The organism is Roseovarius sp. MBR-79 (assembly GCF_053628555.1).
In genome coordinates, this window is record NZ_JBRJGP010000011.1 from 133,549 (window position 1) to 146,754 (window position 13,206).

Sequence of the window (13,206 nt, forward strand, 5' to 3'; positions counted from 1 at the left end):
GGGGATGGGATGAGCGAGTTGAAACTGGTCAAGACCCGGCTTTTCGAGGGTGTGTGGGAGGGGGTGCTGTCGGGCGAGGCCGAGGGCGCGCCCGAGATCGAGGTTACGCATCTGCAAGAGCCGGTCGCCGGTGTGGAGGTGATCGCACGCCCCGAAGGTGATTGGGTGGTGCGCGTGCCGGTCCCGGCAGAGAAAATCTCGGACGGGGTGCAAACCTTTGTCATCCGCGACCGCCGCAGCGGCGACACGCTCGACAGCTTCACCCTGCTGGCGGGCGATGCGCTCAGCTTTGACATCCGCGCGGAAATGGCGCTTCTGCGCGAGGAACTGGACCTGCTCAAACGCGCGTTCCGGCGGCATTGTCTCGATACGATGTGAGGCCGGGTGCCGGAATTTTCAAAATTCCGATCAAGAAAGTTTTCAACTTTCTTGGCGCTGCCTCCCGCCGGGGCCTTTCCTCAAAACAGGCTTCCCTGTCCCTTTGGCGGTTCTTTCGCGCGGGCCAGGGGCTTGGGCTGAACAGCCGGTTTCTCCCCGAGCGCCAATACCCCATCGACGAACTCGATGTCCAGCGCCTCTGCCGCTTCTGCCGCCCTGCGCGTCGTCACCAGCGTCCCGCCTGCGCGCACCACCGCATAGCCGCGCGCCAGCGTGGCGCGATAGCCCAGCGTCTCGTGCAGCCGATCAAGCGCAGACAGCCGGTCGCGGCGCGTGGCCAGATCGCGCTCTGCGGCCTCGGCAAAGCGCAGCGAGAGCCGGTCAAGGTCGCGCCGCTTCTGCGCGATCTCACGCCCGAGCGCATGAGTGTTGAGCCGCGCCGCTGTCGCCGTCAGCCGCCGCCGCTCCCCCTCCACCGTGCGCCGCAAGAGTGCCGGGCGCAGCGCGCCGGCACTCTCCGAAAGGCGCAGCCGCCGGATCTGAACCGAGCGCGTCAGCGCGGCCGGAAGCCGCTCGCCCCAGGCATCGAGCCGTTGTCGCGCGCCGTCGAGCAAGGTTTCGGGGCGCGGCAGGGCGCGGGCCAGATCGCGCAGCCGCTGGCCGCGCAGCGTGATGGCCTGCCCCTGCGCGTGTGCCAGCCGCGCGCCCTGCCCCTCGAGCCAGCCCAGCAGGTCAAGCCGCACCGGCACGGCCAGTTCCGCCGCCGCCGTTGGGGTCGGCGCGCGCTTGTCGGCGGCATGGTCGATGAGCGTGGTGTCGGTTTCGTGACCCACCGCCGAAATCAGCGGAATCGCGCTTTCAGCGGCGGCGCGCACGACGATTTCCTCGTTGAACCCCCACAGATCCTCGACCGAGCCACCGCCGCGCGCCACGATGAGAAGGTCGGGACGCGGCAGCGTGCCGCCCGGCCCGAGCGCGTTGAAGCCGCGGATTGCGCGCGCCACTTCCGCCGCGCAACTCTGCCCCTGCACCGCCACAGGCCACACCAGCACCTTGCGCGGAAACCGTTCGCGCAACCGGTGCAGGATGTCGCGGATCACCGCGCCCGAGGGCGAGGTCACCACCCCGATCACGTCCGGCAGATAGGGCAGCGGCTTCTTGCGCGCCGCATCAAAGAGCCCCTCGGCGGCGAGCTGCGCCTTGCGCTTTTCCAGCATCGCCATGAGCGCGCCCGCGCCTGCTGGCACCATGTCCTCGATGATGATCTGATAGCGCGACTGGCCCGGAAAGGTCGTGAGCCGCCCGGTGACGATCACCTCCATCCCCTCTTCCGGCTGCACCGCAAGGCGCGTGGCCACGCCTTTCCAGACGATCCCCGACAGCACGGCACGATCATCCTTGAGGTCGAGATAGACATGGCCCGAGCGGGGCCGAGAGATGCGCCCCAATTCGCCGCGCACCCGCACGCGGGCAAATTCGCCCTCGATCACGCGCTTGACCGCGCCGGAAATCTCCGAAACCGACAGCGCCGGTGCGTTGCCGCCCGTGGCCTCGTCGTCGATCAGATCGGACATGCGCGCGTCTCCGTCTTGTGTCCCCTGGCCCCTGACCCTAGAACGCGCGCGAGCCGGGGCCAAGGGAGTGCGTGCCATGAACATCCTCATTCTGGGCGGGGGAGGGCGCGAACATGCGCTGGCCTGGGCCGTGTTGCAGAACCCGAAATGCGACCGGCTGATCGTCGCGCCGGGCAATGCCGGGATCGCACAGATCGCCGAATGTGCAGCACTCGACATCCTCGATGGCGGTGCCGTGGCGGGCTTCTGCGAGGAAGAGGCGATAGATTTCGTGATCATTGGGCCGGAGGCCCCGCTTGCGGCGGGCGTGGCGGACCGGTTGCGCGAGGCGGGCATCGCGGTTTTCGGCCCCTCGCGGGAGGCCGCGCGGCTCGAGGCGTCCAAGAGTTTCACCAAGGCGATTTGCGACGCGGCGGGCGCCCCGACGGCGGCGTATCGGCATTTCACCGACGCGCAGGCCGCGCAGGACCATGTGCGCGCACAGGGCGCACCGATCGTGGTCAAGGCCGACGGGCTGGCCGCCGGCAAGGGCGTGATCGTCGCAGAGACCGAAGAGCAGGCGCTGGACGCAATTGACGACATGTTCGGCGGCAGCTTCGGCGCGGCGGGCACACAGGTGGTGATCGAGGAGTTCATGACCGGCGAGGAGGCGTCTTTCTTCGTCCTTTGCGATGGCGAGACGGCCCTGCCCATCGGCACGGCGCAGGACCACAAGCGTGTGGGCGAGGGCGATACCGGCCCCAATACGGGTGGCATGGGGGCTTATTCCCCGGCCCCGGTGATGACGCAGGCGGTCACGCAGCGCGCGCTTGACGAGATCGTGCGCCCGGTTCTCTCGGAGATGGTGCGGCGCGGCACGCCCTATAGCGGCGTGCTTTTCGTCGGGCTGATGATCGAGGGGGGGACACCCCGTCTGGTGGAATTCAACGTGCGTTTCGGCGATCCGGAGTGTCAGGCGCTGATGATGCGGCTGGGCGGTCAGGCGCTTGACCTGTTGCAAGCCACCGCCGAGGGGCAGCTTGGCGAGATGACGGTCAACTGGGCCGAGGATCATGCGATCTGCGTGGTGATGGCGGCGACGGGCTATCCGGGCGATTACCGGAAGGGCAGCATCCTTGGCGGGATCGAGGAGTGCCCCGAGGACAGTTTCCATCAGGTGTTCCACGCGGGCACCGCACGGCGCGACGGGCGGTTCGTGGCCAATGGCGGGCGGGTTCTGGGGGTGACGGCGCGCGGCGCGTCGCTCCGCGAGGCGGCTGACCGCGCCTATGGCATGGTGGACCGGATCGACTGGCCCGATGGCTTCTGCCGTCGTGATATCGGCTGGCGCGCGCTCTGAACGCCGTGCTCAGGCGGGATGCCCTGCGGCGCATCGCCCCCCGTCACGCGCGCTCCGGATCATGCAAGACCCACCCGCGCGCGGATAGCCGGATCGCGCAGCGAAATTTCCTGCCCGAGAAACGCATCCGCCTGCCGCCCGCACATCCACAAAAGCGCCTTCGCGGGCCAGTCGGCCGGAATGTGGTCGGACCAGTCCAACTGGCTGATGGCATTGACGCCGCTGGCCTTGATCTCGCGCTGCATGTCGGTGGCGACCGTTCCGGGCGAGAGGCCCATGACGCGCAGGCCTGCGGGCCGCGCCTCGAGATCGGCGCTGCGGGTGAGCATCGCCGCGCCCGCCTTGGAGGCGCAATAGGCGCTCCAGCCGTCGAGCGCGTTATGGGCCGCCCCCGAACTCACCGTCAGGATCGTGCCCGATCCGCGCGCGATCATCCCCGGCAGGGCGGCGCGCATCCCGTTGAACACGCCCTTGAGGTTGACGTCGATGGTGTGGCCCCATGCCTCGGGATCGGCCTCGGAGAGCGTGGCGATGGGGGCGATCACACCGGCGTTGTTGATCAGCACGTCAAGCTGGCCAAAGGCCGTGTGACAGGCCTCGACCGCCGCCGCCATTTCCCAGAATCGGCTGACGTCGCAGGGGATGGCAATGGCGCTTGGCCCGATCTCGCCTGCAAGCTCTGCGATGGCCTCGCCATTGCGCGCGACAAGCGCCACATTTGCGCCTGCCGCCGCAAAGACGCGGGCCGCTTCGGCCCCGATTCCCTTGCTCGCGCCGGTGATCAGAACGCATTTCCCGGTCATGTTCACGCTGCATCCTCCCCTTGTCCGATCCAGTCCTAACCGGCAAGATCGGCAAATTCCAGCCGTGTCATGCCTTGACCGCGCCACATGCAGGCCCGAAGTTGGAGCAGAGATTTTATCTGAAAGGTTTCGCAATGCGCCGTCTGTCCACGTCCGCCTCCGCCCTCGTCCTTGGCCTTCTGGCCGGGGGTGCCCATGCCGATGTCACTGCCGAGGACATCTGGCGCGACTGGCAAACCTATCTGACGGGGTTCGGCTATGAGGTGACGGGCACACCGCAGCGTAGCGCCGGGCGCATGATCATTCCCGATCTTGGTCTGGCGCAGGATATTCCCGAAGAGGGCGGGCGCATGGAGATCCGCATGGGCCGGATCGAGCTTGCCGAGCGCGGCGATGGCACCGTGGCGGTGATCTACCCCGAGACCATGCCCATGGCGCTTGCCTTCATGCCCGACGGGGAAGAGGCGATCACGGCGGTCCTGACGCTTGCCCATACGGGGCTGGAGATCACGGCCTCGGGCACGCCCGAGGCGCTGCGCTATGTTTATGTCGCCGATGAGCTGAGCCTTGCCCTGGGTGAGGTGACCATCGGGGGCGAGCCGCAGGACTCGCTTGAGGGCCTGTTGGGCCTCACCGGAATTGCAGGGACGAGCGTGATGCAGCCCGACGGCACGGCGCGGCAGTTGGTGCAGGATATGACCTCGGGCCCGGTGCGGTATGCGCTGCGCTTCGATCTGCCCGAAGAGGGCAATGGGTTCGACTACTCGGGCAATGCCGAGACCATGAGCTATGACACGCGGATGCGCCTGCCCGACGGGATCGACATTGCGCGGATGGGGGAGGCGCTCAATAGCGGGCTCGAGATCGAGGGCCGGATGCGGCTTGGCGCGGGCGAGGGGAGATACCTCGTGACCGAGGCGGGCGAGACAACGCGCGCGGCCTCGCAAAGCGCGCGCACCACGCTTGATTTCGCGCTGTCCGCCGAGGGTGTGACCTATGGCGGCGAGGTCGCGGAGATGCAGACCGAGATGGAGGTGCCGATGCTGCCGATGCCGCTGTCCTATGAGGCCGCGCGCATGGCGGGCAAGTTCACCATGCCGATGACCCCCGGCGAGACCCCGAGCGATTTCGGTCTGCTGTTTGACTTGAGCGCGATCAAACTCTCCGAGTCGATCTGGGCGCTGTTCGATCCCGGTTCCAGCCTGCCGCGCGATCCGATGGATGTCCTGATCGACCTGTCGGGCAAGGGGCGGCTGACGGTCGATCTTTTTGACCCCGAAAAGATGGCCGCGATCGAGGCCTCTGGCGAGGCCCCCGGCGAGATCGAGCGGCTTGACCTCAACCGCCTGCTGATTTCGGCGGCGGGGGCCAAGCTGACCGGCTCGGGCGGTGTGGATATCGACAGCGCCGGGGGCATGGAGATGCCGCCCGCCGAGGGTGCGGTCGATCTGCGGCTCGAGGGAGGCAATGCGCTGCTCGAGCGTCTCGTGGCCATGGGAATTGTGTCGCAGGATCAGGCGATGATGGTGGGGATGATGGCGGGTATGTTCGCGCAGGCCGCCGAGGGCGAGGACACGCTCACCTCGCGGGTGGAGGTCAAGAAGGACGGCTCTTTGACGGTGAACGGGCAGAAGCTGCGCTGACGCCTTGCGCGCGGGGGCGGTGCGGTCTACCTGCACTGCGGTATGCAGGAGGGGCCGATGCCGCAACCGCTTGAAGACCTGACCGCCGCCTTGATCGCCGCCGCGCGCCGCGCCGGGGCAGAGGACGCCGATGCCATGGCCGTGCGGGGCCGGTCGGTGATGGTGGACATGCGCGGCGGCACGCTGGAGCAGGCCGAGCGCGCCGAGGGAGTGGATATCGGGCTGCGCGTGCTGATCGGCGGGCGTCAGGCCAGTGTCTCGGCTTCAGACACCGCGCCCGACACCATCGCCACCCTTGCCGAAAGGGCCGTCGCCATGGCGCGCGAGGCCCCCGGGGACCCCTATGCCGGTCTGGCCGATCCGTCGCAATTGGCGCGGGGTTGGGATATGGCGGCGCTGGAACTCTGTGACCCCGCGCCCGAGCCTGCCCCCGAGACCCTGATGGCCATGGCCGAAACGGCGGAGGCGGCGGCGCTCTCGGTCGCGGGAGTGCAACAGGTGCAATCGGCCTCGGCCTCCTATTCGCTGCGGGAGGTGCATCTGGCGGCGACGAACGGGTTTTCGGGGGGCTATGCGCGCTCTGACACGGGGATGTCCTGCGTGGCGATCGCCGGGACCGGGACGGGGATGGAACGCGATTACGACGGCGATTCCCGCGTCTATGCCGCCGATCTGCGCGCGCCCGGGGAGATCGGGCAGCGCGCGGGCGCGCGGGCCGTGGAACGCCTTGGCGCACGCAAGCCGCCAACGGGGACATATCCGGTGCTCTACGACGAGCGGGTGGCCGCGTCGCTGATCGGGCACCTTCTGGCAGCGGCGTCGGGCAGCGCCGTGGCCCGCGGTGCCTCGTGGCTGCGCGACAGTCTGGGCAAGGCGGTGCTTCCCGAAACGCTCGACCTGCATGAGGATCCGCACCGTCCGCGCGCCACCGGATCGCGCCCCTTCGACGCCGAGGGGCTGCCGACAGCAAAGCGCCTCATCGTGGAGCGCGGCGTTCTGCGCAGCTATACGCTCGATCTGGCGAATGCGCGCAAGCTGGGGATGACCCCCACGGCAAATGCCGCCCGGTCGGTCGGGGGCACGCCCTCTCCTTCGGTCTGGAATGTGGCGCTGACGCAAGGCGACAAGAGCCGCGCCGATCTTGTCCGTGAGATGGGCACGGGCCTTTTGGTCACGTCGCTCATCGGGTCCACGATCAACCCCAACACCGGCGATTATTCACGCGGGGCGGCGGGGTTCTGGATCGAGGGCGGCGAGATTGCCTGGCCCGTCAATGAATGCACCATTGCGGGCAGCCTGCCCGACATGCTGCGCCGGATCATCCCGGCCAATGACGCGCGCCCGCATCTGAGCCGGGTGGTGCCGTCGCTGCTGGTCGAGGGGCTGATGCTTGCCGGGGAGTGACCTTGCCCTTCTGATCGCAGCGGCGCGCGAGGCGGGAGAGGTGGCGCGCGCCGCCCTCGCGCGCCCGCTCGACATTCTGGACAAGCCGGGCGGTGCGGGGCCGGTGACGGCGGTCGATCTGGCGGTGAATGACCATCTGTCCGCGCGGTTGCGCGGCGCGCGGACCGGTTATGGCTGGCTCTCGGAAGAGACCGAGGACGATGCCGCGCGGCTGGGGGCCGAGCGGGTGTTCATCGTCGATCCCATCGACGGCACGCGCAGCCTGATCGAGGGGACCGACCTCTGGGCACATGCGCTTGCCGTGGCCGAGCGTGGTGTGGTGACGGCGGCGGTGGTCTACCTGCCCATGCGCGACAAGCTTTATGCGGCAGCAAGGGGGCAGGGGGCCACGCTCAACGGGATGCCGATCCGGGCGGGCACGCGCGGCGCGCTGGTGGGCGCAACGCTGCTCGCGGCAAGCCCGGCGCTTGACCCCGAACACTGGCGCGATGGCCGCGTGCCGCTGATGCGGCGCGGCTTTCGCCCCTCGCTGGCCTATCGTCTCAGCCTCGTGGCCGAAGGACGCTATGACGCGATGCTGACGCTGCGCCCGACATGGGAATGGGACGTGGCGGCGGGCGATCTGATCCTGCGCGAGGCGGGTGCCCTGACCTCGGACCGGCGCGGCGGTCTCTTGCGTTTCAACAACCCGCATCCGCAGGTGGCGGGCGTGATCGCCGCCAACCCGGTGCTGCATGGCGCGATGCGCGCGGCACTTGCCGACTGAAATCCGCCTTGCGGCGGCGCGTGATCCGCGTCTAAGTCAGGGCGCAATCTGATCAAAAGGCGGATCATGGCCCGTTCCGACAATCTGACCGGCGCGCTCCTGATGATGGGGTCGATGGCGGCCTTCACCTTCAACGATGCGATGATCAAGGGGCTGGCGGGCAGCCTGCCGGTGTTTCAGGTGATGTTCCTGCGCGGCATCCTGACCACGCTGATGGTGGGGGCGGTGGCGTGGTGGATGGGCGCGCTCTCGCGCCGCCTGCCGCGCGCGGATTGGGGGCCGGTCTTCTGGCGCATGGTGGGCGAGATCGGTTCGGCCTATTTCTTTGTCACAGCACTCTTTCACATGCCGATCGCCAATATCAGCGCGATCATGCAGGCGCTGCCCCTGACGATCACGCTCGCTGCCGCGCTCTTCTTCCGCGAACCGGTGGGATGGCGGCGGATGGCGGCAATCCTCGTCGGCTTTGTCGGCGTCATGCTGATCGTGCGGCCGGGCACCGAGGGGTTTACCATCTACTCGGTCTACGGTCTGGCGGCGGTGGCCTTCGTCACGCTGCGCGATCTGGCGACGCGGCGGCTGTCGCGCGACGTGCCGTCGATGCTGGTCACGCTGATCACCTCGGCCTCGATCATGACGGCCTTCGGCGTGGCGAGCCTGACCGAGCCATGGGTGCCGGTGGACGGGCGCTCTGCGCTTCTGATCCTCGGTGCCTCGGTCATGATCATCGGCGGTTATCTCTGTTCAATCATGGTGATGCGGGTGGGCGAGATCAGCTTTGTCGCGCCGTTCCGCTACACCAGCCTGATCTGGGCGCTGATCCTCGGCTGGGTGGTGTTCGGCGACTGGCCGCAGACCATCACGCTCGTGGGCGCGGCGATTGTCGTGGCGTCGGGCCTTTTCACCCTCTACCGCGAGGCGCAGGTCAACCGGCGCGCACGGATGGCGCGGCAAAGAGAGCTTTCACTCGGTCCTCGTCCACGTTGAAGTCGCGCAAGAAGCGCTCGCGCAGCGCGTCGTCGAGCGGCCTCAGGCCCTTGGGCGTCTGCGCCTCGCCGGTGTCGTTGTCACCGTGATGGGCGCGCAGATACATCGGCGGGGCGGGGTTGATGAGCGTGGGCATCTCGTGATGCAGCTTGTGATGGCCGAAATTCATCACCGTGCGCGGATCGCCGGGACGAAACAGCATCGCAAGCCCGCAGGCCCAGAAATGGCTGATCACCTCTTCGGCCTCGATCCCCTGTGCCGAGAGGCGCACCGAATAGCCGCGATTGTAGTCAAAGGCCACATACCGCCACTTGCGCCGCATCTTCGCCGTGGCGCGACCGAACCAGCGTAGCCCCTGCACAAAGCCAAGCCCGACCGCATCATCATCATCAAGCCGGAATTGCAGCGACTCGACCGTGTCCTCGCCCAGTTCCTCCTTGATTGCGGCCTGCATGGCCACGCGGTGCCGCATCGGCGGGCAGGGCAGGATCCTCACCTGCGGAACGGTGGCGGTGATGTCGAGCAAACGGTCGCGCCATTGCGGCGGCATGGTCTCGCCGGTAACGATCAGGAATGTGAAATCGCCATCGCTCTGCGCGGCGATGGAGGGCAGGGTCAGCGCCTCGAAATGGCGAAAGCGCAGCGCCATCCGCGCGGGATCGTAGAGATAGGTCTCGCGCTCTTCAACGGACTCGTGCATACGTTTGAATCCGCCGAGGGCGGGGTAGGAAAAGCGGCAGATTCCGATCACGCGCATGGCTCGGGCCTCGGGCTGTGCGGGCCGACCTTCGCACCGGCAGCGGCTGTTGACAAGGCGCGCGACTCTGCCTATACGCGCCCCATCCATGGCCGGGGTCCGCCTCGCGCCTGATCCAGAACTTGAGTGGTCAAGATCCGGGCAATCTGCCCCGATCCTCTGGAAACCCGCCGCGTCGCACCTGAAATCAGGGGTGCGGGTGCGGCATTTGCGTATTGCGGACGCGCGATTCGCGATTGATGAACCGCAGGGCTGGTCCTGCTGACACATGTGTTGAGAGACGGGGAAAGAACCGGAATGCCAACGATCCAACAGCTGATCCGCAAGCCGCGGCAGCCGAAAGTCCGCACCACGAAGTCGCAGCACCTTCAGGGCTGTCCGCAGAAGCGTGGCGTTTGCACGCGCGTCTATACCACGACGCCGAAAAAGCCGAACTCGGCCATGCGCAAGGTTGCCAAGGTGCGCCTGACCAATGGCTTCGAGGTCATCAGCTATATCCCCGGCGAGAGCCACAACCTTCAGGAACACTCGGTGGTCCTGATCCGTGGCGGCCGTGTGAAAGACCTTCCCGGCGTGCGTTATCACATCCTGCGCGGTGTGCTCGATACGCAGGGCGTCAAGAACCGCAAGCAGCGCCGCTCCAAATATGGTGCCAAGCGTCCCAAGTGATGCCGTCTGGCGTCATCCCCGCATGGGCGGGGGACGCATTGGTTTGAGGTCCGAGGGCATGGCCCGAGGATGACAAGAGGAAAGAGAAACAGATGTCCCGTCGTCACGCCGCAGAAAAACGCGAAGTTCTCCCCGACGCCAAGTATGGCGACCGGGTTCTGACGAAATTCATGAACAACCTGATGGTCGACGGCAAGAAATCCGTCGCCGAGACCATCGTCTACAACGCGCTCGAGCGCGTGGAGAGCAAGATCAAGCGCGCGCCCGTCGAGGTGTTCCATGAGGCGCTCGACAACATCAAGCCCTCGGTCGAGGTCCGCTCGCGCCGTGTCGGCGGGGCCACCTATCAGGTGCCCGTCGAGGTCCGTGTCGAACGCCGCGAAGCGCTGGCGATCCGCTGGCTGATCAACGCCAGCCGCGCCCGTAATGAGAAGACCATGGAAGAGCGTCTCGCAGGCGAGTTGCTCGATGCTGTTCAGAGCCGTGGATCGGCCGTGAAGAAACGCGAAGACACCCACAAGATGGCCGACGCCAACAAAGCGTTCAGCCACTACCGCTGGTAACCCGAGAGAGGCACTTTCATCATGGCACGCGATTATCCGCTTGAGCGCTACCGCAACTTCGGGATCATGGCCCACATCGACGCGGGCAAGACCACGACGACCGAGCGCATCCTGTTCTACACCGGCAAGTCCCACAAGATCGGCGAAGTCCATGACGGCGCCGCCACGATGGACTGGATGGAGCAGGAGCAGGAGCGCGGCATCACCATCACCTCGGCCGCGACCACGACCTTCTGGCAGCGTCAGGAAGACCCCAGCGTCGATGGGATTTCGGACACCAAGTTCCGCTTCAATATCATCGACACCCCCGGCCACGTCGATTTCACCATCGAGGTGGAGCGGTCGCTTGCCGTTCTCGACGGCGCGATCTGTCTGCTGGACGGCAATGCCGGTGTCGAGCCGCAAACCGAAACGGTGTGGCGTCAGGCCGACCGCTACAAGGTGCCTCGTCTGGTGTTCGTCAACAAGATGGACAAGATCGGCGCGGATTTCTTCAACTGCGTCAAGATGATCAAGGACCGCACCGGGGCCATTCCCGCGCCCGTCGCCCTGCCTATCGGGGCCGAGGACAAGCTTGAGGGCATCATCGACCTGATCAAGATGGAAGAATGGGTCTGGATCGGCGAGGATCTGGGCGCGTCCTGGGTGCGTCAACCGATCCGTGACGATCTCAAGGATCTGGCCGACGAGTGGCGCGCCAACCTCATTGAGGTTGCCGTCGAGATGGATGACGCCGCGATGGAAGCCTATCTCGAAGGCGAGGAGCCCGACGAGGCGACGCTGCGGTCGCTGATCCGCAAGGGCACGCTGTCGCTCAGCTTCGTGCCGGTGCTGGCCGGGTCCGCGTTCAAGAACAAGGGCGTTCAGCCGCTGCTCAACGCGGTGATCGACTTTCTGCCCTCGCCGCTCGACGTGCCGCCCTATATGGGCTTTGCCCCCGATGACGAGACCGAGACCCGCAACATCGCCCGCCATGCGGACGATTCCGAGCCGTTCTCTGCTCTGGCCTTCAAGATCATGAACGACCCGTTCGTGGGCTCGCTCACCTTCACGCGCATCTATTCGGGCGTGATGAAGAAGGGCGACGCCATGCTCAATGCCACCAAGGGCAAGAAAGAGCGTGTCGGCCGGATGATGATGATGCACGCGATCAACCGCGAAGAGATCGACGAGGCCTTCGCCGGCGACATCATCGCGCTTGCCGGTCTCAAGGAGACGACGACCGGTGACACGCTGTGCGACACGGCCAAGCCGGTCGTGCTCGAAACCATGACCTTCCCCGAGCCGGTGATCGAGATCGCGGTCGAACCCAAGACCAAGAACGATCAGGAAAAGATGTCCGCAGCCCTTGCGCGCCTGGCCGCCGAGGACCCGTCCTTCCGTGTCGAGACCGATATCGAATCGGGCCAGACGATCATGAAGGGCATGGGCGAATTGCACCTCGACATTCTCGTCGACCGCATGAAGCGCGAATTCAAGGTGGAGGCCAATATCGGTGCGCCGCAGGTGGCTTACCGCGAGACCATCAGCCACGAGGTCGAGCATACCTACACCCACAAGAAACAGTCGGGCGGGTCGGGTCAGTTCGCCGAGGTCAAGCTTGTCATCACGCCGACAGAGCCGGGCGAAGGGTTCTCCTTCGAGAGCCGGATCGTCGGCGGGTCCGTGCCCAAGGAATACATTCCCGGCGTCGAGAAGGGCATCCGCTCGGTCATGGACAGCGGCCCGCTCGCGGGCTTCCCGGTGATCGACTTCAAGGTGGCACTGATCGACGGCAAGTTCCACGACGTTGACTCTTCGGTCATGGCGTTCGAGATCGCCGGCCGGATGGGGATGCGCGAGGGCCTTCGCAAGGCCGGAGCCAAGCTCCTGGAGCCGATCATGAAGGTGGAGGTGGTGACGCCCGAGGAATATACCGGCGGCATCATCGGCGATCTCACCTCGCGGCGCGGGCAGGTTTCGGGGCAGGATACGCGCGGCAATGCCATCGCGATCAATGCCAACGTGCCGCTCGCCAACATGTTCGGCTATATCAACACGCTGCGCTCGATGTCCTCGGGACGCGCCCAGTTCACGATGCAGTTCTCGCATTACGAGCCGGTGCCGCAGAACATCTCGGACGAGATCCAGAAGAAATTCGCATAACGGGATGGCGGGGCAACCCCGCCCTACCCAAACCGTAGGGTGGGCCACGGCCCACCATCCGCAAAGAAAAAGGAGCCAAGACCATGGCAAAGGAAAAGTTTGCACGTAACAAGCCGCATGTGAACATCGGCACGATCGGCCACGTTGACCACGGCAAGACGACGCTGACGGCGGCGAT

At 66.4% G+C, this 13,206-nt stretch carries 13 protein-coding genes; 10 read left to right on the forward strand and 3 right to left on the reverse strand.

Translation table 11 applies throughout. The features are described 5' to 3' along the window. Positions 1-9: 9 nt before the first annotated feature. Complete coding sequence (locus tag ACSSV8_RS13030; RefSeq protein ID WP_354537574.1) at positions 10-378, forward strand: hypothetical protein; 369 nt, start codon at positions 10-12, stop codon at positions 376-378. Between the two features lie 80 nt (positions 379-458). Here ACSSV8_RS13030 and xseA read toward each other — a convergent pair whose 3' ends face one another. Further along, positions 459-1,952, reverse strand: coding sequence for an exodeoxyribonuclease VII large subunit (xseA, locus tag ACSSV8_RS13035; RefSeq protein WP_454282721.1), 1,494 nt, complete (start codon positions 1,950-1,952; stop codon positions 459-461). Positions 1,953-2,028: 76 nt separating this feature from the next. Between xseA and purD the strand changes: the two genes are divergently transcribed. Beyond that, positions 2,029-3,291 (forward strand): phosphoribosylamine--glycine ligase, encoded by a 1,263-nt coding sequence (gene purD, locus ACSSV8_RS13040; RefSeq protein ID WP_454282722.1) that lies wholly within the window; start codon positions 2,029-2,031, stop codon positions 3,289-3,291. Positions 3,292-3,350: 59 nt separating this feature from the next. Here the strand turns inward: purD and ACSSV8_RS13045 are convergent, their stop codons facing one another. Continuing rightward, positions 3,351-4,100, reverse strand: a complete 750-nt coding sequence (locus ACSSV8_RS13045) for an SDR family oxidoreductase (protein WP_454282723.1) — start codon at positions 4,098-4,100, stop codon at positions 3,351-3,353. Positions 4,101-4,228: 128 nt separating this feature from the next. Here ACSSV8_RS13045 and ACSSV8_RS13050 point away from each other — a divergent pair, with 128 nt between their 5' ends. The 4 genes from ACSSV8_RS13050 to ACSSV8_RS13065 all read left to right on the forward strand — a co-directional run bounded on the left by ACSSV8_RS13050 (position 4,229) and on the right by ACSSV8_RS13065 (position 8,894). Further along, the gene (locus ACSSV8_RS13050) at positions 4,229-5,737 is read left to right on the forward strand and encodes a DUF2125 domain-containing protein (RefSeq protein ID WP_454282724.1); all 1,509 of its coding nucleotides are present in this window, start codon (positions 4,229-4,231) and stop codon (positions 5,735-5,737) included. 57 nt (positions 5,738-5,794) lie between these two features. Beyond that, positions 5,795-7,141, forward strand: coding sequence for a TldD/PmbA family protein (locus tag ACSSV8_RS13055; RefSeq protein WP_454282725.1), 1,347 nt, complete (start codon positions 5,795-5,797; stop codon positions 7,139-7,141). Next, positions 7,128-7,907, forward strand: coding sequence for a 3'(2'),5'-bisphosphate nucleotidase CysQ (locus tag ACSSV8_RS13060; protein ID WP_454282726.1), 780 nt, complete (start codon positions 7,128-7,130; stop codon positions 7,905-7,907). Before ACSSV8_RS13055 ends, ACSSV8_RS13060 begins: the two co-directional genes overlap by 14 nt. A 66-nt stretch (positions 7,908-7,973) precedes the next feature. Further along, positions 7,974-8,894, forward strand: a complete 921-nt coding sequence (locus tag ACSSV8_RS13065) for a DMT family transporter (protein ID WP_354537567.1) — start codon at positions 7,974-7,976, stop codon at positions 8,892-8,894. On the opposite strand, the gene ACSSV8_RS13070 is transcribed toward ACSSV8_RS13065, so the two are convergent. Next, positions 8,833-9,651, reverse strand: coding sequence for a glycosyltransferase (locus tag ACSSV8_RS13070; protein ID WP_454282727.1), 819 nt, complete (start codon positions 9,649-9,651; stop codon positions 8,833-8,835). The two genes, ACSSV8_RS13065 and ACSSV8_RS13070, sit on opposite strands and share 62 nt — an antisense overlap. 297 nt (positions 9,652-9,948) lie before the next feature. On the opposite strand from ACSSV8_RS13070, the gene rpsL reads away from it, so the two are divergent. From rpsL to ACSSV8_RS13090, 4 genes are all read left to right on the forward strand, one after another. After that, positions 9,949-10,320 (forward strand): 30S ribosomal protein S12, encoded by a 372-nt coding sequence (gene rpsL, locus ACSSV8_RS13075; RefSeq protein ID WP_210879839.1) that lies wholly within the window; start codon positions 9,949-9,951, stop codon positions 10,318-10,320. Positions 10,321-10,412: 92 nt separating this feature from the next. After that, the gene (gene rpsG / locus ACSSV8_RS13080; protein ID WP_354537565.1) at positions 10,413-10,883 is read left to right on the forward strand and encodes a 30S ribosomal protein S7; all 471 of its coding nucleotides are present in this window, start codon (positions 10,413-10,415) and stop codon (positions 10,881-10,883) included. Between the two features lie 21 nt (positions 10,884-10,904). After that, the gene (gene fusA, locus ACSSV8_RS13085; RefSeq protein ID WP_354537564.1) at positions 10,905-13,028 is read left to right on the forward strand and encodes an elongation factor G; all 2,124 of its coding nucleotides are present in this window, start codon (positions 10,905-10,907) and stop codon (positions 13,026-13,028) included. Between the two features lie 83 nt (positions 13,029-13,111). After that, the coding region (locus ACSSV8_RS13090) for a GTP-binding protein (RefSeq protein WP_139229758.1) at positions 13,112-13,206 on the forward strand (95 nt) is incomplete at its 3' end.